At 73.8% G+C, this 21,382-nt stretch carries 18 protein-coding genes and 1 pseudogene; 5 read left to right on the plus strand and 14 right to left on the minus strand.

The genetic code is table 11. The features are described 5' to 3' along the window. Window positions 1-11 precede the first annotated feature (11 nt). Window positions 12-875: pseudogene (locus C9F11_RS02225) on the plus strand (helix-turn-helix transcriptional regulator); the annotation flags it as partial. A 48-nt stretch (window positions 876-923) separates the two neighbouring features. Here C9F11_RS02225 and C9F11_RS48060 read toward each other — a convergent pair. Continuing rightward, entirely contained in the window at window positions 924-2,645 is a 1,722-nt protein-coding gene (locus C9F11_RS48060) for a DUF4157 domain-containing protein (protein WP_249401555.1), read from the minus strand. A 253-nt stretch (window positions 2,646-2,898) separates the two neighbouring features. Between C9F11_RS48060 and C9F11_RS02235 the strand changes: the two genes are divergently transcribed. The 4 genes from C9F11_RS02235 (at window position 2,899) to C9F11_RS02250 (ending at window position 4,406) form a co-directional block, all read left to right on the plus strand. Continuing rightward, a complete protein-coding gene (locus C9F11_RS02235) occupies window positions 2,899-3,099 on the plus strand; it encodes a hypothetical protein (protein WP_138957641.1) in 201 nt (66 codons plus the stop codon). Window positions 3,100-3,230: 131 nt separating this feature from the next. After that, window positions 3,231-3,659 (plus strand): phage holin family protein, encoded by a 429-nt coding sequence (locus C9F11_RS02240; RefSeq protein ID WP_249401556.1) that lies wholly within the window; start codon window positions 3,231-3,233, stop codon window positions 3,657-3,659. After that, the gene (locus C9F11_RS02245) at window positions 3,656-4,135 is read left to right on the plus strand and encodes a DUF3618 domain-containing protein (RefSeq protein ID WP_138957642.1); all 480 of its coding nucleotides are present in this window, start codon (window positions 3,656-3,658) and stop codon (window positions 4,133-4,135) included. Before C9F11_RS02240 ends, C9F11_RS02245 begins: the two co-directional genes overlap by 4 nt. Window positions 4,136-4,139: 4 nt before the next feature. After that, window positions 4,140-4,406 carry a DUF4235 domain-containing protein gene (locus C9F11_RS02250; RefSeq protein WP_138957643.1) on the plus strand — a complete coding sequence of 89 codons (267 nt, stop codon included), beginning with the start codon at window positions 4,140-4,142 and terminating at the stop codon, window positions 4,404-4,406. A gap of 35 nt (window positions 4,407-4,441) precedes the next feature. Here C9F11_RS02250 and C9F11_RS02255 read toward each other — a convergent pair whose 3' ends face one another. From C9F11_RS02255 to C9F11_RS02315, 13 genes are all read right to left on the minus strand, one after another. Beyond that, the gene (locus tag C9F11_RS02255) at window positions 4,442-5,062 is read right to left on the minus strand and encodes a DJ-1/PfpI family protein (RefSeq protein WP_138957644.1); all 621 of its coding nucleotides are present in this window, start codon (window positions 5,060-5,062) and stop codon (window positions 4,442-4,444) included. Between the two features lie 45 nt (window positions 5,063-5,107). Beyond that, the gene (locus C9F11_RS02260; RefSeq protein WP_138957645.1) at window positions 5,108-5,827 is read right to left on the minus strand and encodes an alpha/beta hydrolase; all 720 of its coding nucleotides are present in this window, start codon (window positions 5,825-5,827) and stop codon (window positions 5,108-5,110) included. A 154-nt stretch (window positions 5,828-5,981) separates the two neighbouring features. After that, entirely contained in the window at window positions 5,982-6,848 is an 867-nt protein-coding gene (locus tag C9F11_RS02265; protein WP_138957646.1) for a helix-turn-helix domain-containing protein, read from the minus strand. A gap of 77 nt (window positions 6,849-6,925) precedes the next feature. Next, window positions 6,926-7,777 carry an alpha/beta hydrolase gene (locus tag C9F11_RS02270; protein WP_138957647.1) on the minus strand — a complete coding sequence of 284 codons (852 nt, stop codon included), beginning with the start codon at window positions 7,775-7,777 and terminating at the stop codon, window positions 6,926-6,928. Between the two features lie 110 nt (window positions 7,778-7,887). Further along, entirely contained in the window at window positions 7,888-9,195 is a 1,308-nt protein-coding gene (locus C9F11_RS02275; RefSeq protein ID WP_138957648.1) for a helix-turn-helix domain-containing protein, read from the minus strand. Between the two features lie 141 nt (window positions 9,196-9,336). Then, a complete protein-coding gene (locus tag C9F11_RS02280) occupies window positions 9,337-12,384 on the minus strand; it encodes a LuxR family transcriptional regulator (protein ID WP_138957649.1) in 3,048 nt (1,015 codons plus the stop codon). Between the two features lie 92 nt (window positions 12,385-12,476). Further along, window positions 12,477-13,091, minus strand: coding sequence for an FMN reductase (locus C9F11_RS02285; RefSeq protein ID WP_138957650.1), 615 nt, complete (start codon window positions 13,089-13,091; stop codon window positions 12,477-12,479). Continuing rightward, window positions 13,088-14,236, minus strand: coding sequence for an LLM class flavin-dependent oxidoreductase (locus tag C9F11_RS02290; RefSeq protein WP_138957651.1), 1,149 nt, complete (start codon window positions 14,234-14,236; stop codon window positions 13,088-13,090). Before C9F11_RS02290 ends, C9F11_RS02285 begins: the two co-directional genes overlap by 4 nt. 99 nt (window positions 14,237-14,335) lie before the next feature. Beyond that, window positions 14,336-15,172 (minus strand): alpha/beta hydrolase, encoded by an 837-nt coding sequence (locus tag C9F11_RS02295; RefSeq protein ID WP_138957652.1) that lies wholly within the window; start codon window positions 15,170-15,172, stop codon window positions 14,336-14,338. 137 nt (window positions 15,173-15,309) lie between these two features. Beyond that, window positions 15,310-18,048 carry a LuxR family transcriptional regulator gene (locus C9F11_RS02300; RefSeq protein WP_138957653.1) on the minus strand — a complete coding sequence of 913 codons (2,739 nt, stop codon included), beginning with the start codon at window positions 18,046-18,048 and terminating at the stop codon, window positions 15,310-15,312. Further along, window positions 18,045-18,932 carry a carbohydrate ABC transporter permease gene (locus C9F11_RS02305; protein ID WP_138957654.1) on the minus strand — a complete coding sequence of 296 codons (888 nt, stop codon included), beginning with the start codon at window positions 18,930-18,932 and terminating at the stop codon, window positions 18,045-18,047. Before C9F11_RS02305 ends, C9F11_RS02300 begins: the two co-directional genes overlap by 4 nt. After that, the gene (locus tag C9F11_RS02310) at window positions 18,929-19,894 is read right to left on the minus strand and encodes a sugar ABC transporter permease (protein WP_138957655.1); all 966 of its coding nucleotides are present in this window, start codon (window positions 19,892-19,894) and stop codon (window positions 18,929-18,931) included. The genes C9F11_RS02305 and C9F11_RS02310 overlap by 4 nt, the downstream gene beginning before the upstream one ends. Beyond that, on the minus strand, window positions 19,894-21,222 hold the full coding sequence (locus C9F11_RS02315; RefSeq protein ID WP_138957656.1) for an ABC transporter substrate-binding protein: 1,329 nt from the start codon (window positions 21,220-21,222) through the stop codon (window positions 19,894-19,896). Before C9F11_RS02315 ends, C9F11_RS02310 begins: the two co-directional genes overlap by 1 nt. Window positions 21,223-21,382 lie beyond the last annotated feature (160 nt).

Raw genomic sequence — 21,382 nt, forward strand, 5'->3', positions numbered from 1 at the left:
GAAGAAGGTGTGTGGAGGCCACCGTGCTGGCCTTCCAGGGGGACACGGCGGCGGCCCGTGCCCGCGCCGAGGAGGCGCTCTCTCTGGTCGACCCCCTGGAGAGCCGCTCGGTCCACGTCTACGCCCGTCGCGCGCTCGGTGCCGCGTCGGCGGTGGAAGGAGCGTACGAGGCCGCGTACGACCAACTCCGCAGGTGCTTCACGGCAGATGGCGCGCCGGTGCACTACCACGCCTCGTACCCGGCGCTCGCCGACCTGGCCGCCGCGGCGGTGCGCTGCGGCCGCCGCGAGGACGCCGGGGAGATCGTCGAGCGTGCCGCGCGCGTGCTCGCGGACGACGCGTCCCCTCGCCTGCGGGCGCTGATCGGCCGGGCGCGCGGCTTGCTGGCGGGGGCGGGCCCCGACACCGGAGATGCCGAGAGCGCCGGGGACGCCGGGGACGCCGAGGCGCACTTCCGGGCGGCCCTGGCGGACCCGGTCCTGGAGTACTGGCCCTTCGAGCGCGCGCAGACCTTGCTGGACCTGGCCGAACGGCTGCGGCGCCGCCGCCGCGTCGCGGAGGCGCGGGGTCCCCTCGCCGAAGCCCTGGAGACCTTCCGCCGTCTGGGCGCGCGCCCTTGGGTCGAGCGGGCCGGGTCCGAGTCGCGCGCCGCCGGGCTCGACGTCACGGACCCGGCCCCCGACGCGCTCGCCGAACTCTCCCCGCAGCAGCGGCAGATCATCGGGCTCGCCGCCCGCGGCCTGACCAACCGCGAGATCGGCGAGCGGCTCTTCCTGTCCCCGCGCACGGTCGGCTCGCACCTCTACCGCAGCTTCCCCAAGCTGGGCGTCACCGCCCGGTCGCAGTTGCGCGACCTGCTGGAGGGCAGGCCCTAGGCACACGGCGGGCGCTGCCGCAGTCCAGCGCCGTCACGGCCGCGCGGATCAGTTCTCGCGATCCGATTCCGAGCCGTATCCGGCCAGGACGTCGCCGTCCTTGGTGAGGGTCACATACGTCTGCTGGACGTGCTCGTCGATGAGGGCGAAGACGGCCGCCGCCCGCGCGGCGGGAAGGACGTCGACGCTGTCCTGGTACGCACTCACCGTCTTGTTGGCGAAGTGTTCGGAGTAGAACGCGCCGGGGCGCACCAGGTCCTGTCCGTCGGCGCCCTTGGGCGAGCCGTCCGGGTAGAGCTTGCTGAAGCAGGTGGCGCACGGCCGCTTCGTGCCGCCGAGGTGCTCGGGGGTGACGCCGCCGTTGTGCGCGAGGATGCGCAGCTCCGCGTGCAGCCCTTCGCCGCCTCCCCGCGCGACGACCACTGCGCCGCTGCCGGCCCCGCCGCCGCTGCCCTGTCCCGCGGTCTCCTCCTCGTGCAGGTGCTCCGCCGCCTCGAAGTGCGCGTTGACCCGCTCGCCCCTGTCCTTCTCGTCCTTCGGCGCGTCCGGCTTCGGCGCGGGGCGCTTCGCCGCGGCGATCATGTGGCCCAGCAGGTCCCGGACCCCGTTCTGCTGCAACCAGGCCAAGTGGGCGTTCGAGGAGATGTCGTTGGCCGCGATGACGAGCTTGCCCTCGCCGTCGATCGCCGCCTGCACCTCCACGGGGTTGAAGAAGGTGCGCGAGCCCGGGCTGCGCTCCTTCGTCACCAGGTACTGCTTGGTGACGGTGGCGATCCAGCGCAGCCGCCGGACCTCCGGCTGGTCCTCGAAGTCCCGCGGCGACGACTCTCCCTGTACGGCGGTCCGCGCCTGGAACTCGCCTCCTGACGCGGAGCGGACGACCCACTTGCCCGAGGCGAGGAACTGGGCGCGCAGCGCGGCCTTGAACTCCGCTCCCCGTTCTTGAGGCGTCATTCTCCTGATGCGTTCCAGCGGTGCGGTGTCCGTGAGGTGGGCCAGCTCCTCCAGGTCCGAACTGCCGAACTCCTCCGCGCTGTCGAGATCCATGGGGTCGCCCTGCGCGGCGCGCTGCACCGGGGCGGACGGGCCGGGGCCCGGCGCGTGCGGGTCCGCGCGGTCCGCTCCGTCCCGCACCGCCCGCTGGACGGTGACGGACGGGGCGGTCTCCAGGCCCGCGGCGAAGGCGTCGCCCTCGACGTCCGCCGTCCGCTCCGAGGACTGGTCGGGGTCGGTGACGGGGATCCCGGCGCCGTTGGCGCTGCCCGTCTCGGGCACACCCCTGAAGTTGTTGTTGAGGTGGCTGAACTCGTGCCCGATCAGCGACAGGTCCTGGGTCGCCCCCGGGGGCAGGAACACGTGGGGGCCGATCGTCATGGCCCGGGCGCCCATCGCCTCGATGGCGCGCTGTGCCACGGGGCCGTCGTGGAACCGGGCGCCGGAGAAGTCGTTCTGGTAGAACGTCTCGGCCCGGTCCATCAGCGGGCCGGGAATCGTGGTGGTCGGGGAGTCGATGGCCTCGGCGATCAGCGCCTGGTGATCGGCGGGGCCGCCCTCCTTCGCCCCGCCGTGACCGCATCCGGGCCCGTGGGCGTGCCGGTCCTCCGTCAGCAGGCGCGCGACCGCCTGGTTGCCCGCCAGGCGCTGGATCGTCATGACCTCCGAGGGGTCCATCGTCCCGCGCACCGGGCCCGAGGGGGCGGGCGCCGCCGAGTGGCGCGCCCGTCCCGCGCTCCCGGTCTTCGCCCCGGGGAGCTCTTCGTGTGCCCGCACGGGTCTCCTTCCTCCACGGCGTACTCCTCCGACCGTTGTAGCCACCGGGCGTCCGCACGGGCAGGGCCGTCGGGGCACCCCGTAGGGCAGACCGGGGGCCCCTCAGGTCACGGCGGCGCCCCGGCGGTCGCGGTGGCGCACGCGCCCACGGATCGGGCGTCCGATGGTCACCAGAACTTCACATACGTCGGCCGGTGCCCGGCGCCGCGACGGGCACCCGAAGGAGAGTCGCCTGCTGGGAGGGATCCACGTGGTGATCGCCGTCGCACTTCTGCTGCTACCGGTCCTGGCAGTGCTGCTGTACGCGATGGATCGCCTCGAGGGCCGCCTGTTCGACGACACGCCGAGGGCGCGCCACGCGCGGGGGCGGCACCTGCGCCTGGTGCACAGCTCCGGCGAACCTTCGGGGCGCCGTCGGCGCGCCGAGCGGCGCGCGCGCAGGGACGCCGCCTGAGCGGCCCCTTGCGGCACTTCGCCGGATCCCGGCAGGCAGCATCCGGCCGGTTCGGGGTACTCGCGTCCACGGGTGGCCGGGCGCCGCGGCGCGCCGGGCCGGAAGGTAGCTCACGACAGGAGGTGAACGCCGTGTCGCATACGCGACCCCAGGGCGGGCAGGCCCCGCACCCGTCGGCCGCGGAGCCGGTGGGCGAGCTGGTGCAGCGCGCGTCCCATCAGCTGACCGAGCTGGTGCGGGGCGAGATGCGTCTGGCGCAGGCGGAGATGAAGGAGAAGGGCAAGCGGTACGGCAAGGGCGGCGGCCTCTTCGGCGGCGCGGGCCTCGTCGGGTTCCTGATGCTGCAGGCCCTGGTGGCGACCGCGATCGCCGCCCTCGCGGTGCCGCTGCCGGTGTGGGCGGCGGCCCTCGTGGTGACCGCCGTGCTCGGCCTGGTCGCCGCGCTGATGGCGGTGACGGGGAAGAAGGAGGTCTCCCGGGCCGCGCCGCCCGTGCCGGAGGAGACGATCGAGAACGTGAAGGCCGACGTGGCCGAGATCAAGGAGAGTGCGCACCGATGACCCAACTGCCGCACGAGGACGAGTCCGCCGAGTCCCCGCGGGAACTGCGCGACCAGGTCGAGCGGACCCGCCACGAGCTCGCCGGGACGGTGGAGGCCCTCGCGGCCAAGGCCGATGTCAGGGCCCGGGCCCAGGAGAAGGCCACCGAGGTCAAGGACCAGACCGTCGCCAAGGCGGGCGAGCTCAAGGAGCAGGCCGTGGTCAAGGCGAGGGAACTCAAGGACAAGGCCGCCGACGCCGCAACGCGGGCGCAGGACAAGCTGCCCGACCTCCCGGCCCCCGTCAAGGACAAGGCCGTCCAGGCCCGCGCCCAGGCGGCCCGTACCGGACGCGTGTGGGAGGAGAAGGCGCCCGAGCCCCTGCGGGCCAGGACCGCCCAGGGCGCGCGGGCGGCCCGGAACAACCGCGCCGTGCTCCTTGCGGCGGGTGGCGCGGCCGCCCTGGTGTGGCTGGCGTACCGGCGGCGGAACGGATGAGCGGATGAAGGCCTCGAAGATCGCGTACAAGCCGGTCGGTCTCGCGCTCGGTGCGGTCAGCGGCATGGTCGCCGGGGCGCTCTTCCAGCAGGCCTGGAAGGTGATCGGCCGTGAGGAGGACGCCCCGGACGCCACCGACGAGGAGCGCGCCTGGAGCCAGGTGCTGCTCGCCGCCACCTTGCAGGGGGCGATCTTCGCCGCGTCCAAGGCGGCCGTGGACCGCGCGGGAGCCACCGCCGTGCGCCGTCTGACCGGTACCTGGCCCGGCTGACACGGGCGCCGGCGGCGGCAGGGCGGGCGGTCCGGCTAGCGCAGGGTGCGGGCCCGGGCGAGGACCTCGGCCGGGGCCTTGGCCACCGAGCCGCTGTCGAAGGGCGGCTGCGGGTCGTACTCGGTGTAGAGCTGGATCGCCTGCGCGGTCACCTCGTCGGTGAGCAGGGCGGCCAGCTGGACGGCCATGTCGATGCCGGAGGAGACCCCCGCCGAGGTGATCACCCGGTCGTGCCGGACGACCCGCTCGGGGGTGTACGTGGCGCCGTACGACTCCAGTTGGGCGGCCGCGTCCCAGTGGGTGGTGGCGGTCAGGCCGGTCAGGAGGCCCGCCGCGCCGAGCACCAGGGAGCCGGTGCAGACCGAGGTGGTGAAGCGCGTGTCCGTGTGGATCCGGCGCACCCAGTCGAGGAACTCGGGGCTCCGCGTCATGGCCCCGGCGCTGCCTCCGCCCGGGATCAGCAGGACGTCACAGTGTTCCACCTCGGTGTACCGGGTCGCGACGTGCACCGGCAGGGAGCCCAGGGTGTCCTGCACCGGGCCGGGTTCGGCGGCGACGAACCGCACGGTGGTGCCGGGCAGGTACGCGAGGATCTCGTACGGGCCGATCGCGTCGAGCGGCTCGAAGTCGTCGAAGAGCGGGATCACTATGTCCATGGGCCGCAGCATAACCAGCGGCCCCGCGGGTCCCGTCGGGGCCGGTCAGCTCGTCGCCCGTACCGCGTCGCCGATCAGCTCGGCGACCTGCCGGGGTGCGGACAGGGCGACGGCGTGCGAGGCGTCCGGGAGTTCGACGACGACGGCCCCGGCCCGCCGCGCGCAGAAGCGCTGCACCTCGGGGTGGATCGCCCGGTCGGCCCCCGCCACCAGGGCCCAGGACGGCTTCGTCAGCCAGGCCGCCGCGGAGGCCGTCTCGGCGAAGGCCGTGGCGGCGAGGGGGCGTTGGGCCGCCGCGAGCACCCTGGTGATCTCCTCGGCGACGTCCGCGGCGAAGACGGAGGGGAAGGCCGCCTCGTCGATGGTGACTTCGACGGCGCTGTCCCCGTCGAGGAGGGGGTAGGTCCACTCCTTCAGGCTGCCCGGCAGCAGCGAGTCGGGGAAGCGCCCCTGCAACTCCCCCAGGGTCTCGTCCTCGTGCGGCACGAACGCGGCCACGTACACGAGCCCGACGACGTTGTCCGCGGCACCGGCCACGGTGATCAGCGCCCCGCCGTAGGAGTGTCCGACCAGGACGACGGGCCCGTCGATCTGGGCGACGACGGAAGCGACGTAGGAGGCGTCGGACGCGAGGCCGCGCAGCGGGTTCGGTGGGGCGAGGACCGGGATGCCGTGGCTCCGCAGTTCCGAGATGACGCCGATCCAGGTCGCCGCGTCGGCGAAGGCACCGTGCACGAGGACGACGGTGGGCAGGGGGGTGGTCATGGGCAGCTCTCTTCTCGGTGTCGGGCCACGTGCGGGGCGTCACGCCGTGGTCCACGAAGGAGGTCCGTGCAGCTGGTCGCCCACGGTAGGGCGGGTGCGGCGGCGCCGCTGGCACGGCGGCGCACCGCCGCTGCCACGACAGCGCACGCCGGGCTCAGGCCGCCTTCGGGGCGAAGGCGGAGGTGGCGAGTGACTGCCATTCGCTGGGGGACATCCCGTACGCGCCCCGGAACGCGCGGCTGAAGTGCGAGGGGCTGCTGAAGCCCCAGCGGTGGGCCACCGCGGCCATGGTGAACCTCCGGTGGGACCGGCCCAACTCGATCCGGCAGGACTCCAGTCTGCGGCGGCGCACCCACTGGCTCACCGTGGTGCCGTCGTTCTGGAAGAGCTTGTGCAGATAGCGGACGGAGATGTGGTGGGCGCGCGCGATCGACTCCGGGGAGAGGTCGGGGTCCATCAGATGCTCCTCGATGAAGGCCCGGATCCGGGCCAGCGTCTCCTGTCCGCCCCGCGCACCGCGGGCGGCCCCCGCGGCCGTGTCCGTCTCCAGGAGCTCCACGACCAGGACGGAGAGCAGGTGCACGGCCGTGCGCGAGAGCCGGTCCCCGACGGTGGTCCGGCGCAGCTCCGCCTCGGCGGCGAGCGCCGACAGGAAGCCCGACACCAGTGCCCCCAGCCCTTCGCCGCCGCGCACGGGGACTCCCACCACCTGGTGGAGCTCGGCCTCCGAGACGCCCAGATAGCACTGGGGGATCCGGAAGAAGAGCATCTGGCAGTCGTCGCCGAACCGCAGCAGGTGGCGCCGGGCCGGGTCGCAGAAGACCAGGTCGTTCGGCTCCAAGAACGTCCTGGCTCCCGCGCGGACACTGCTCACCGGTCCGCGGACGTGCATGCCGAGGTAGAGGAACTTGCCCTCCTGCTCGCCGGGCATGTCGGAGAGCATCCGCACGAGCCACTCGGCGCCGGCGGCCGCGGGCCGCGTCGTCGCTTCGGGCACGGGTGACATCACTGGCTGTGTCATGGGGGACTCCAAGCCGTACGGTTCTTCGTGGTGGGGCGGGGCGCTCGCGCGGGCACCCGCGGATCGCGGCGGGCGGGTCAGGGCCGCGGCCCTGCCTCCTCGGCCAGGAACTCCTCCACCACGGCGTTGAAGGCCGCCGGGTTCTCCAGGAAGGGGAAGTGCGAGTTCGCCACGTCGGCGGCGAAGACGTGCAGCCGCGCGAAGGGAATCCGCTCGGCGACGAACCGCTGCGAGTCGGGGTGGACGTGGCTTCCCTCGCAGCCGATCACCAGGGTCGGCACGTCGACCCTGGGGAGCACGTCCCGCCAGTCCTGGGCGCAGTGGTCGAACAGCAGCGGCACACCGGCGTACGCGGGGGTCGCGGTGAGCTGCCCGGCGACGAAGGCGAGCAGCTCCGGGTCGGGCTCGCCGGAGAACATGCCGCGGACGAAGTCGGCCCGCACCTGGTCGCCTCCCGGCGCCGCGAGCGCGGCCCCCAGGTCGAGGAGTGCCGGTACGTCGAAGAGGGCGCCGCAGTCGCGCTGTTCCCGCTCGGTCATCCAGGGCACGGCGGCGACCGCCGCGGGCTGGTCGACGGCGACGAAGCGCCGCATCCGGCCGGTCCCGTACTGGTCGACGAAGCTCCACCAGACCGAGACGCCCATGGACCAGCCCAGCGCGTCGAAGCGCGGCAGCCGCAGGTGGTCGACGAGTTCGAGCACGTCACGGGCCAGGCGGGCGATGCGGTAGCCGTGCCGCGGCTTGCCGGAGAGGCCGTGGCCGCGCAGATCGACGGTGACGACGCGACGGCCGGGCGCCAGCTCCGCGAGCTGGTGGCGGAACATGGCCTGTGTCTGGCCCCAGCCGTGCAGCATGATCAGGGGGACTCCCCCGCCGCCGCTGTCCCGGTACGCGAGCCGTGCCCCGTCCGTCGTGATCAGTTCCTTCATGGCCTCTTCCCTGGTCACAGGCGGTTTACCGCTTGCCCGCCCCGTCCCGCTCATCTTCGGACGCGGCGCTCCGCCGCCACCACCGCGTGCTGTAGGAATCCGGCGGGCGATCATCCTCGTTTTGTCGAAGCACCGCTTCTCGGCCCTGCGGAGGCCGGGATCACGCCGGGGCACGCGGCCGTGTCGTCCCCCGTGGCGAGGAGTTCCTCGATCCGCAGCCCCAGGTGCAGGGTGAGGCGGTGGGCGCCGTCGTCCAGATCGAGCCCGGTGATCTCCTGGATCTGGCGCAGCCGGTAGTAGAGCGAGGTGCGGTGCAGGCGCAGCGCGTCCGCGGTCCGGGGGATGGACCCGGCGTGTTCGAGGAAGCTCCGCAGGGTGTCCCGCAGCCGCTCGCCGCCGTGGGCGTCGGTCAGGCTGCGCAGCGGCTTCGGCACGAGGGAGTCGTTCAGGGCGTGTTCGGGAAGCTGGAGGAGCACGGCGAACTCCCCCAGCCGGTCCCAGTCGCCCACGCCCTTGAGCGAGGGCAGCCGCCGCGCCGCGCGGGCCGCCACGAGCGCCTGCTCGTACGACGTCCAGGCGCCGTGCAGGCCCGGGTGTCTGCCGCCGACACCGATCACGGGTGTCGTGGACGGGTCGAGGAAGGTGGCGAGTTCCTCCAGGATGCGGGCGGACTGTGCGGCGATCTCGGTCGGCCGGGGCGGCCGGTCACACAGCTGGAGCAGGATCGCCCGCTCCTGGTCGATCGCGGTGATGCCCTGCGCCGAACGCGTCTGCCGGAAGCCCTCCAACGCCGCCCACAGGGCCGCTTCGGACTGCCGTACGGGCTCCGTGCCGCGGCTCAGCCGGACGACGGTGACGAGGACGTGCTCCGCCTCCCCGAGCAGGCCGCGCTCCAGCGCGCGCCGGCGGGCGGCGGTGCGCGTGGCGAGGTGGGAGTCGACCAGGTCCAGGACCAGGGTCCGCTCGTCGGTCTTCCAGGTGTCGGCGGCGAGGTGTTCCAGGTACATCTGGGCGGCCATCAGGTCGGCGGCCCAGGCGATGGCCTCGGTGTCGTGCTCGCCGAGCGTCCGGTCCGGCACGACCACCATCAGCAGGCCGAGGAGGTGCCCGCGCTCGCGCAGCGGCACGACGTAGCGCGGCAGCATGCCGAGGTCGTCGCGGCCGTCGATGAATCCGGGCCTCGACCACCGGGCGACGCCCTGGGCGAGCACGTGGCGGACGGCCGCGTTGTCGGCGCGGCCCTGGAGGAGCGTGCCGATCCGCACCGGGTCCTCGTCGCCGAAGTGGCGGCTCGTGCACACCATGCGGACCAGCGGATCGTCGACCGCGACGGACCGTCCCAGCTTCTCCGCGAGTTCGTCGACGAGTGCCTGGAGCTCCGCACTGCCAGGACGGGCTCGCTGGGGCCCTGGGGTCATGCGCTGTTCCTCTCTCGACCATCGGTTCCCCGCGGAGGGTGTCTCCCTTTCCGCAGCTCTTGATCATTCTGAGGAAGCGATGCTCTCGGCACATCGCACGAACCGTCCATGGACACGGCGCCGGTAGGGGATACGAAGGGGTTACTCTCCGCTGTCGCGGGTCCGCACGAGGCGGGTGAGCTCCGCGCGCGAGGTGAGGTCGAGCTTGGTGAAGGCGCGGCGCAGATGCGAACTCACCGTGTGCGGCGAGACGGAGAGCCGCTCGGCCACCTGTCGGTTCGTCAGTCCCTGGGCCACGAGCCGGGCCACGCCGAGCTCGGACGCGGTCAGTTCGGGCCACCGCGCGAGGTGTCCGGCCGGTGCGGGACGGCGGCGGACGCCCGCGGCCCGCAGGCGGCGGCGCACCCGGGCCACGTCCCGTTCGGCGCCCGCTCGCACGTAGAGGCCGAGTGCCTCGTCCAGATACGGCACCGCCTCCGCCCTGCGGGTGGCCGCCAGCTTGCGCCCGGTGTCCTCCAGGGCGGAGGCGCGGGCCAGCGGCCGGGAGGTGTCCTCGTACAGACGGACCGCGCGCACCAGGTGGTCGAGGTCGTTGTCGAGCAGCCCCCGCGCGTGTGCGGCGGTGGCGGCGAGGAGCGTGACGCCGGGGTTGAGCGCGGCGCGGCGTTCGGCCGCGCCGACCGCCCGCAAGGCCGCGTCGTGCGCACCCGCCCGCAGCGCGACGCGGACGAGGCCGGGGGCGTCGGCGGGGTCGAGCGGACCGCCCTGGGACGGCCGCTCCTCGTCGAGTGCGCTCACCACGTCGGCGAGTACGGCTGCGGCAGCGTCGGCGCGGCCTTCGAAGTCGGCCAGCGAGGCCAGTGTCCAGGCGCCGGCTCGGCGGACGAGGGGCGCGCCGTCGGCGCGCATCCGCAGCGCGGCGGCCGTGTATCGCCGTGCGGCCCGCTGGTCGTTCGTGTGGACGGCGACGCGGGTCAGCACGTAGAGGCGCGTGACGTCGGCGAGGTGGTCGGGGCCGGGGTCGTCGGGCGTCGCCGATGCGGCTTCCGCCTCGGCCCGGGCGTCCGTCAGCCGCCCGGTGTCCAGGAGGATCCGCGCGCGGTGCGTCCGCCACATGCGCGTGGCGGCCGTCCGGCCCTGTTCCCGTGCCTGCCGCAGCGCGGCGTCGGTGACGGCGAGCGCCTGGTCGGAGCGGCCTGCCGCGTTCAGTACGAAGCTCTGCCACAGCCCTTCCGGAACCCACAGGGAGTCGGCCGCGCCCAGGGCAGTGGCCGGCTCCGCCAGGCGGAGGGCCTCGCTCCAGTCCATCCGGCGGAACCGGACGGCCGAGGCGACGACCGTCAACGTGGCCCGGGCGGCGCGGTCCCCGGCCGCTTCGGCGGTCTCCCGCGCCTCGGGCAGGGCCTGTTCGGCCGCCTCGTTGTCGCCCGTCAGCGCGTGGCCGAGGCACAGCAGCGCGAGGAGCCGGGCCCGCAGGTCCGTCGGCAGACCGGGCAGCGCCGCTCCCGCGCGGGCCTGCCGGACAGCTTCGGAGAAGTCGTACTGGGTGGACAGGCGTGCCAGGCCGAGGCGTATCCGTGCCTCGTCCCGCGGCCCGAGGCCCCCCGTCGACAGGGCCGACGTCCCCAGCTCGCGTGCCCGGGCCGCCTGCCCGGTCTGCCAGAGCAGCGGGATCGCCTCGGCGATCACCCGTGGGCGTTCCGGGGCGTCGGCCGCGGTGAGTTCCAGTGCTCTGAGGGCGAGTTCGGCGGCGGGTCCGGGTGCGGTGGCCGCGATGTCGGCCGCGGCGGTGCGCAGCCGGTCGACGTCCGTCCTTTCGGCCTCGGTCCGGTCGTCGTCCGTCCTGTCGGCGCTGGCCCGGCCGTTGTCCCTGCTGTCGGCGCTGGCCCGGTCGTCGTCCGTCCTGTCGGCCTCGGTCCGGTAGTCGTCCGTCCGGTCTGCGCCGGTCCGGTCGTCGGCCCTGCTGTCGGCGCCGGTCCGGTCGTCGGCCCTGCTGTCGGCGCCGGTCCGGTCGTCGGGCCTGCTGTCGGCGCCGGTCCGGTCGTCGGGCTCCGGGGCGGCGGCCGGTGGCCCGGGGTGTGTGCTCACCGCTGCCTCGCTGTCCGGCAGCGCCCGCGCCGCCCTGCCGCGCAGGGACCGGCGTACGGGAAGGGGAAGTCCGGCCGCCACCGACGCGCGGACCAGGTCGTTGCGGAACTCCAGGCGGTCGCCGCTTTCGGCGAGCCACTCGGTGTCGAGGGCTTCGCGCAGCGGGGTGATCAGCGCCGCCGGTGTGCTGCCGAGCAGTTCGGCCAGCAGGCTCACGGTCACCGGACGGCCCACGGCGGCCGCGGTCTCCACGAGTTCGCGGGCCGCGTCGGACAGCAGGCCGATGCGGCGCCCGACCGAGGGCAGCGGCCGGGCGGGCAGGGGTGCGGCCGTGAGCCGGGCCGTGCCGTTCTCGATGGTCACCACCTCCTCGTCCCGCAGCACGTCGAGCAGTTCCCTCAGGAGCAGCGGCACGCCCTCGGCGCGGCGGGCGACGCGCAGCACGTCAGGGCCGGGGGCCGCGCCCAGGACGTCCTCCACGATCCGCGCGACCGCCCGCTCGTCCAGCGGCTCCAGGACCACTGCGCGGGCCCCGCCCCGGTGGATCCGGTCGAGGGTGGTGCGCACGCGCGGCGGCACGCTGTCGCCGCACACGGCCACCAGCCACAGGATCGGGTCCGGCGCGAGCCGGGCCGAGAGGGTGTGCAGGGTGAGGAGCGTCAGTTCGTCGCACCACTGGAGGTCGTCGAGGACGATCAGGAGCGGGCCCGTCCGAGCGGCCTCTCGCAGGCGGTCCCCCAGTTCCTGGAGCAGCCAGAACCGCTGTCCCGGCACCGTGGCGAGGTCGCGGAGCCGGGCGGCGTCCGAGAGCGGTGCCGCCCCGGTGAGCAGCCCGTCGAGGAGCGGGCCGAGCGGCACGAACTGCTCCTCGGGGTCCGCTCCCCCCTGGAACACCCGCGTCCCGCGCCGCCGCGCCGAGGCCGACGCCTCCCCGAGGACCCTGGACTTGCCGCTGCCCGCGGGGCCTTCGACGAGGACGACCCCGCCTTCCCCGCGGGCCAGCGCGTCGAGCCGCGCCTCGATGAACGCCAGCTCCGCCGCCCTGCCGCGGAGCGGGGGACCGCCGTCGTCGGCGTCCTCGGGAAAGGGCCATGTGGTCAATCCGGTTCACGCTCGTTCCGCGGGCAGGGCCGCACGGGATGAGGCTGTGATCCGCGTACGGTACGGCGGATCAGTATGAACGACGTCCGGCCTCAGTCGAAGCGCAGGTCGGCCACTTGCTGTTCGAGGGCGGTGACGTCGTCGTCGGCCCCGGCCGTGGCCGGGCGGGCGGCCATGAGCGCGGCGAGGTCGCCGCCCGCCCTGCGGATGCGGGCGGGCAGCCCTTCGGTGTAGGCGTCGCCGCCCGACCCCCAGTCCTCGGACGCCGCGTACACGGCGGTGGGGACGACGGTGGCCCGCAGATAGGCGAAGAGCGGGCGCATCGCGTGGTCGAGGACCAGGGAGTGGCGGGCGGTGCCGCCCGTCGCCGCGATCAGGACCGGTTTGTCCGCGAGGGCGGCCGGGTCGATCACGTCGAAGAAGGACTTGAAGAGGCCGCTGTAGGACGCCGTGAACACGGGTGTGACGGCGATCAGTCCGTCGGCTCCCGTGACCGCGTCGATCGCGGCGGCGAGGCGCGCCGGGGGAAAGCCCGTCACGAGGTGGTCGGCGATCGCACCGGCCAGCTCCCGCAACTCCACGACCTCGATGGATACGGTCTGGCCCCGGGCGGTGAGCTCCTCGCGGGCCGACTCGGTGAGCCGGTCCGCGAGCAGCCGGGTGGAGGAGGGCGTGCTCAGGCCCGCGGAAACGGCGGTCAGCTTCACGAGGCGGTCACTCCCCGAGCGGCATCGCCCTGCGCACCCACGTTCTTCACTCCATCGGCCTGCCCGGCATCGGCCCGAGCCGCTTCGACCCGCGCGGCGTGCGTCGGCGCGTCCGGCACGTCGGCCGGGCGGCCGTTCGCGAACTCCTTGCGCAGGACGGGCACGACCTCCTCGCCGAGGAGGTCGAGCTGTTCCAGGACGGTCTTCAGGGGCAGCCCCGCGTGGTCCATCAGGAAGAGCTGGCGCTGGTAGTCGCCGACCGTCTCGCGGAAGGACAGGGTGCGGTCGATGACCTGCTGGGGCGAGCCCACCGTCAGCGGGGTCTGCTCCGTGAAGTCCTCCAGGGACGGGCCGTGCCCGTACACGGGCGCGTTGTCGAAGTAGGGGCGGAACTCCCGCACGGCGTCCTGGGAGTTCTTGCGCATGAAGACCTGCCCGCCGAGGCCCACGATCGCGTCCTCGGGGCGGCCGTGCCCGTGGTGGGCGTAGCGGCGTCGGTACAGCTGGACCATGCGCCGGGTGTGGTCGGCGGGCCAGAAGATGTTGTTGTGGAAGAAGCCGTCGCCGTAGAAGGCGGCCTGCTCCGCGATCTCCGGGGACCTGATGGAGCCGTGCCAGACGAACGGCGCGACGCCGTCCAGGGGCCGGGGCGTCGCGGTGAAGGCCTGCAAGGGCGTGCGGAAGGTGCCCTCCCAGTCCACGACGTCCTCGCGCCACAGCCGGCGAAGGAGCGCGTAGTTCTCCTTGGCCAGGTTGATGCCCTGGCGGATGTCCTGCCCGAACCACGGGTAGACCGGCCCGGTGTTGCCGCGCCCCAGCATGAGGTCGACCCGGCCGTCGGCCAGGTGCTGGAGCATCGCGTAGTCCTCCGCGATCTTCACCGGGTCGTTGGTGGTGATCAGCGTCGTGGCCGTGGACAGGATCAGCTTCTCGGTGCGGGCGGCCACGTAGCCGAGCAGGGTGGTCGGGGACGACGGGACGAACGGCGGGTTGTGGTGCTCGCCGGTCGCGAAGACGTCGAGGCCGACCTCCTCGGCCTTGAGCGCGATGGCGATCATCGCCTTGATGCGCTCGTGCTCCGAGGGAGTACGGCCGTCGGTGGGGTCGGGGGTCACGTCCCCGACGGTGAAGATGCCGAACTGCATGGGGGTCTCTGCTCTCCTGAACCTGTCTGGATCGTGCGGTCGTGCACTGGGGGAAGCGGCGGGGGGCCGCCGGACATTCCCGGCGGCCCCCCCTGCGCGTCACTTCGCCAGGAAGGCGAGGAGCGCGGTGTTGACCTCCTCCGCGTGGGTCCACAGCAGGCCGTGCGGGGCACCCTCGATCTCGACGTAGTCGGCGGCGGGCAGCGCCCGGTGGAAGGGGCGCGCGGTGTTCTCCGCGGGCAGGATGCGGTCGGCCGTGCCGTGCAGGATCAGGGCGGGCACGTCGACGGCCGGGAGGTCGGCGCGGAAGTCGGTGTACCAGGTCGCCGGGGCGGCGGACGCGGCGAAGGCGCCGCCGCCCGCCGCGGTGTTCCAGCTGTTGCGGACCGCTTCCTCGCTGATGCGGCTGCCCAGGTTCTCGTCGAGGTTGTAGAAGTCGTTGAAGAAGGCCGTGTAGTAGGCGTAGCGGTCGGCCTTGACGGCGGCGACCACGCCGTCGAAGAACTCCTTGGGCGCGGCCCCCTCCGGGTTGTCGTCGCTCTTGAGGAGCCAGGGCTCCAGGGAGGCCAGGAAGGCGACCTTGGCGACGCGTCCTGAGCCGTACGCGGAGACGTAGCGGGCGACCTCGCCGGTGCCCATGGAGAAGCCGACCAGGACGGCGTCCCGCAGGTCGAGGGTCTCCATCACGGTGTTCAGGTCGGCGGCGAAGGTGTCGTAGTCGTAGCCGGTCGTCGGCTGGGACGACCGGCCGAAGCCGCGGCGGTCGTACGTGATCACACGGTGTCCGGCGGCGAGCAGGGCCGCGCTCTGGCGCTCCCAGGAGTGGCCGTCGAGCGGGAAGCCGTGGATGAGGACGACGGGCTGTCCGGTCCCGTGGTCCTCGTAGTACAGGTCGATGGCGGTGGAGTTCTCCTGGCCCACGGTGATGAACGGCATGGGTGGCTTCCTCAATTCGTGTCGGCGGGTCCGCGCTGTCGCGCGGCACTGAATGCCGTCACGCTATGGCCGGAGCCGGGCCGCCCGTTGTCCCCGGACGCACCGTGCCTTGCCCGTGGGCGCAGAGTTGGCCGGGATCAGCCGTCGGCGGTCGGGGCGTCGGCCTCCACCGGTACGCGCCGGGTCAGCTGGACCCGCGAGGTGACGGAGAGCTTGCGGAAGACCGCGGCCAGATGGGTGTTGACCGTGTGCGGGGACACGAAGAGGGCGGCGGCGGCCGACCGGTTGGTGTGCCCGGCGGCGATCAGACGGGCGACCTTGCGCTCCGACGCGGTGAGCGCCTCCCAGCCCTGGCTGGGCCGCGGCCGGGCCGCGGCGCGCCTGCCGGAGCGGGTCACGGCCCGGTCCAGATCGGCCCGGACCCGGTCGGCCTCGAACCCCGCCCCCGTCTCTACGAACGTCTCGTACGCCCTGGTCAGTGCGGGGACCGCGGCGGTGGTGCCGGTGGGCAGGAGGGCGCGCCCCAGGTCGGCGGAGGCCGCCGCGAGGTGCAGGGGGCGGGGCCCGGTCAGGAGGACGCGGACGGCTCGCTCCAGGAGCGCGGTGTCGCCGCCGGCCAGTCCGGCCGTGTGGGCGGCGATGCCCTGGGCGGTGGGCACGGCGGGGTTGCGCGCGGCGTGCGCGGCCGCCTGGGCCGCCAGGTCGTCGGCCAGGGCCCGGTCCCCGGCGCGCAGGGCGATCCGCACGGCGTCGACGCAGCGCGTGCGCAGGATCCGCCACCGGACGAAGGGGTGGTCGCGCTGGGCGGACCGGATGTGTTCGGCCGCGGCCGCGTGGTGTCCCGCGGCGTCGGCGAGGACGGCCTCCAGGTACTGGTGGGCCGCGTGGTTGCCCGTGTTCGGCCGCTCGGCCATGGCGGCCCTGACCGCTTCGAGGTGGTGCCGCGCGGCGTCGCGGTCACCGCGCAGCAGCGCGAGGCGGCCCCGGTTGACCCGGATGTTGACCAGGTTGCCGGGCACGCCGAGGTCCGCCTCGAGGCGTTCGGCGGTGACGAAGTCGGCCTCGGCGTCGTCGAGGCGGCCGAGGCCCAGGTGCAGGGTTCCCTGGGCCCACATCAGCATCGCGGGGCGCAGGGGCGCGTCGCCCGCCGTGCCGAGGAGCCGCCGGGCCATGACGAAGTCGTCCAGGTGGACGCGCGCGACGACCTCCTCGGGCAGGAAGGCCGCGTCGAACGCGCTCAGGGCGGTGTGGTGCGCGACGGCGGCGGCGCACTCGCCCGCGTTGAGGGCGATCTCGCCGAGGCCCCACAGCGCGGCGACGCGGGCCTCCCGGTCGTCCGCCCGCTCGGCCTCGGCCAGGGCCCGCTCGCCCGTGCTCCGCGCGGCGTCGAGGTCGCGCCCGCGGGACCGCGCGAGTGCCTGGCGCGCGGTCAGCCGGGCGGAGATCGCCGGGTCGGTGACGACGGCGAGGCCCGCCGTCGTGCGGCGGGTCAGCTCGTGGACGTCGTCGAGGTGCCACAGGGTGTCGCCGAGGACGGACTGCAGCCGGGCGAAGACGTCCAGGGGCGGCCTGCGGGCCAGCAGCGCGTCGCCGGTCTCCCGGGCGCGGGTGTACCGGCCCGCGCGGGTGAGCGCGGTGACGGCCCGCTCTCCCGCGACGAACGCCATGGGCTCGTGGGGCGGGATCAGTTCCAGGGCGCGCAGCGCCAGGTCGGCGGCGAGGTCCGGCATGACGGAGAGGACGTCCGTGGCGGCCCTGCCGAGCAGCCGGGCCGCCTCGTGGTCGCCGGGTTCGGCGCTCTTCAGCAGGTGCGGGACCGCGTCGACGGGGGTGCGGCCGACCGCGACGAGCCGCCGTGCCGCCTCCCGGTGCAGGGCCCGGCGGGCCGAGGGGGCGAGATCGGCGTACACGGCCTGGCGGAGCAGGTCGTGGCGGAAGACGAGGCGTTCGCCGTCGTCGTCGACGAGCCCCGCGGCGATCGCCTCGTCCAGCTCCGCGATGAGCGCGGTCGCGGGCCGCCCGCACAGGGCCGCGGCGTCGCCGAGGCGGAAGGCGCGCCCGAGGACCGAGCCGATCCGCAGGAGGTCCAGGGTGCCCGGGCGCAGCGCGGCCAGTCTGCCGCGGACGCCGAGCACGAGGCGCTCCGGCGGCTCGTGCCCCTGCGTCCCCGACGCCGCGATGCCCGTCAGGAGTTCGGTGGCGAGGAAGGGGTTGCCGCCCGATCCGTCGAGCAGCTCGGTGACCTTCCGCGGTACGTCGTCGCCGAGCGCGTCGCGGGCCAGCTCGGCGAGGGCCGCGTCGGTCAGCGGCCGCAGCGGCACGGTCGTCAGGCACGGCCCGTCGCGGCGCAGGTCCGGGTCCTCGCGGCCCGCGAGCAGCCACAGGACCGGGGAGGTGAACAGCCGGGCCGGCAGGACGTTGAGGGCGAACCGGCTCAGCGGGTCGGCCCACTGGACGTCGTCGATCGTGATGAGCGTGGGCGTGCCCGCCGAGCGCTCCTCGATCAGCTGGGCCAGTCTTTCGACGAGCCAGATGCGCTGGTCGTGGTGGCCCGCGAGGTGTGCGAAGTCCTCGGCTGACAGCAGCGGCGGGTCGCCGTGCAGCAGGCCCGAGGCCAGGGAGGCGAGCGGGGCCAGCTCGTGCAGCTCCTCGGCGTGGCCCTGGCTGACGACGAACCCCTGGGCCCGTGCGAACGCGACGGTCTCCTCCAGGAGGACGGTCTTGCCGATGCCCGGCTCCCCCAGGAGCAGCGCCATCGCCCCGCCCTCGCCGTCCCGCACGGCCTCGACCAGGGTGCGCAGCCGCGCCAGCTCGGCTTCCCTGCCGCGCAGCCCGGGCCTGCTCAGGCCCGGGCTCCCGGGCTCCGCCGCGGTCATCCCTTGACCGATCCCGCGAGCAGGCCCCGGGCGACGTACCGCTGGAGGACGAGGAACACCAGCAGCGGGACGGACGCCGAGACGAAGGCTCCCGCCGTGAGGCGCTGCCACTCGTCGCCCCGCGTCCCGGCCAGCGTCGCGAGGCGGACCGTCACCGGCGCGGTCTCGGCCGTGCCGCCCGCCAGGGTGAGCGCCACCAGGAGGTCGTTCCACACCCAGATGAACTGGATGATCGCGTAGGTGAGCAGGGCGGGCCGGGCCAGCGGCAGGACGACGCGGAGCAGCAGCGTCGCGTGCGAGGCGCCGTCGACCCGCGCGGCCTCGATCAGCTCGCGCGGCAGCCCGGCCAGGAAGTTGTGCAGCAGGAACACCGCGAAGGGCAGCGCGAAGGCGGTGTGGGCGAACCAGACGTGGCTGAACCCGGCCGGTCCCGTGGCGTCCCAGGCGGGCAGGAACAGCCATCCCTGGGAGAACAGCTTCAGCAGGGGGACCAGCGCCATCTGGAGCGGTACGACCTGGAGCGCGAAGACGCCGACGACGAGCGCGTCCCGCCCCCTGAAGTCGGTCCACGCCAGCGCGTACGCGGCGAAGAACGCCAGGACCAGTGGGAAGAGGACCGAGGGCAGGGCGATGACGAAGGAGTTGACCAGGTGGTCGGCGAGCCGTCCCGAGGCGTTGCCGCTGCCGAGCAGCACCTCGCGGTAGTTGTCGAGGGTGACGTGCGGCGCGCCGAACAGGGTCCACCAGCCCGTCGTCTTGATCTCGTCCTCGGGGCGCACGGAGGAGAGGAACAGGCCGAGGGTCGGTGTCGTCCACAGGACCGCGAGCACCAGGGCGGCCAGCGAGAAGGCACGGGAGGAGAGCCGCTCCCGTACGCCGTTCACCGCGCGCCCCGCTGGGCCCGCACCTTGTAGGCGACGACCGGGGTGACCAGGGCGAAGAGGAGCACGGCGAGGGCCGCGCCGCGGCCTGTCCGGCCGTAGCGGAAGGACTGGGCGTACATCTCGTGGGCGATGACACCGGTGTCGAACTGGCCGCCGGTCATGGTTCTGACGATGTCGAAGGCCTTGAAGGTGCCGATCGCCTCGGCGAGGGCCACGACGAGCAGTGTGGGTCTGATCAGCGGCACGGTGACGCGCCAGAAGACCTGCCGGGGCGACGCGCCGTCGAGGCGGGCGGCTTCGACCACGTCGTCGGGGACCGCCCTGATCGCGCCCGCGAGCAGCACGGCCGCGAAGCCGGTCTGGGCCCACACCATCGCCACGACGAGGAACAGCACGTTCCAGGGGGATTCCACGAGCCACTGCCGCGGCTCGCCGCCGAACGCCACGACGAGCTGGTTGAGCAGCCCGATCTGGTCCGCCTCCGCGGGCCGGTAGGCGTAGACGAACTTCCAGACGAGGCCCGCGCCGACGAACGAGAGCGCCATCGGCAGCAGCACGAGGGTCAGGGCGAGCGCCCGGTACCGCGACCGTACGACGGCCGCCGCGTACAGCAGGCCGGTGGTGGTCACCAGGAGGGGCACGAGCACCACCCAGGTCAGGGTGTTGCGCAGCACGGTCAGCGCCCCGGGGTCGGTGACCAGCCACACGTAGTTGTCGAGTCCGACCCACTGTTCCCCCGCGTCGTCCTTGAACGAGAGCAGCAAGGTGCGCAGGCCGGGCACGAGGAGGCCGACGGTGAGCAGCAGCAGGGCGGGAGCCAGCAGCAGGAAGGCCGCGCCGCGCCTCCGTACGGGCCCCCGGTGCAGCAGCACGAGGAGGAGGGCGACCACCGCCGCGAACGCGACGAGGCCTTGCAGGAGGTACAGGAGCTTGGGCTGCTGAGCGAGGAGATCGAACGTCATCAGGGGCTCGGCCAGGACCGTTCGACGGCGTCGGCGAAGGGCTCGGTGTCCTTGCCGCCGATCCAGTCGACGGCTTCCTTCCAGAACGTCCCCGCGCCCACCGAGGCGGGCATCAGGTCCGAACCGTCGAACCGGAACTGCGTCCTGGGGTTCTGGAGGAGCTGGATCGAGAGCCTGTCGACCGGGTTGGCGGCGTTGGCGAGGTCCACGCCCTTGTTGGCCGAGACGAACGGGCCCCTCTTCATCCGCGCGTTCGCGAAGTCCGCCGTCGCCAGGTACTCCTGGAAGGCCCGGACCTCGGGCCGGTCGGAGAAGGCGGCGGCGAACATGCCGCCGCCCAGGACCGGCCGGCTCGCCCGGTCCCGGGCCGGCAGGAGGAAGGCGAACACGTCCTTGTCCGGGCCGATCTCGGTGCCCTTCGGCCAGTGCTCGGCGTAGAACGAGGCCTGGCGGTGCATCGCGCAGTCGCCGGAGACGATCGGCGTGCCGCCCTCCTGGTAGGCGATCGAGGCCATCGAGCGGGCCGGGCCGTAGCCGCCGTTGGCGTACCGGTCGTTCTTGAGGAGGGATCCCACGGTGTCCATGGCCTTGATCACGCGCGGGTCGTTGAACGGGATCCTGTGGGTGACCCAGCGGTCGAAGACGTCGGGCCCGCTCTGGCGCAGCAGGACGTCCTCGATCCAGTCCGTCAGGGGCCAGCCGGTCGACTCGCCGGACTCGACGCCCGCGCACCAGGGTTTGACGCCCGTCGCCGCGACCTTCTCGGTCACGTCCATCAGCTCTTTCCAGGTGCGCGGCACGCTCAGTCCCCGGTCCCGGAAGAACCGCGGCGAGTACCAGACGTACGACTTCACGTTCGCGACCAACGGCGTGCCGTAGAGGGTGCCGTTCACGGTCGCGTAGCCGTTCCAGTCCTTCGACCAGCCCTGCTTCGCCAGGGAGGCGACCTCGGGGCTCGCGGGCTTGAGGTCCCCGGCGCGGGCGAAGCGCTCCAGCAGGCCGGGCTGCGGGAAGAACGCCACGTCGGGGGCGTTCCCGCCGTCGACCCTGACCTGGATCTGGGCCTCGAACTCGCCGTCGCCCTCGAACTGGACGTCGATGCCCGTGCAGGCCGCGAAGTCCGCCCAGGCCGCTTCGAACAGGTCCGCTTCCCGGTCCTGGTTCGACGCGTAGACGGAGACCTCGGTGCCGGGGTGGGTGCCGTACCGCGCGTAGGACGCACAGTCCCCGGCCCCGCGAGGCCGGGAACCGCCCTGCGGGGCACCGCAGGCGGTGACCGTGGCTACGAGGACGATGACGGCGAGCGCGAGCCTCGCGCCGAACCTCATGGGTGTGCTTCCTCCGATCGCACCCCGAGCGTTCCTGGGGGCGAGCAGAAGTTATCAGCGCACGGACGTCATCGACCAATCGTTCGACCCGCGGGGTCCACGCGGAGGTGCCGACCCCATACGGAGGTGGGGTCGGCACGCGGGTCCACGGCAGAGGCGC

This window comes from Streptomyces sp. YIM 121038, assembly GCF_006088715.1.
In the GTDB taxonomy this organism is placed as follows: Bacteria; Actinomycetota; Actinomycetes; order Streptomycetales; family Streptomycetaceae; genus Streptomyces.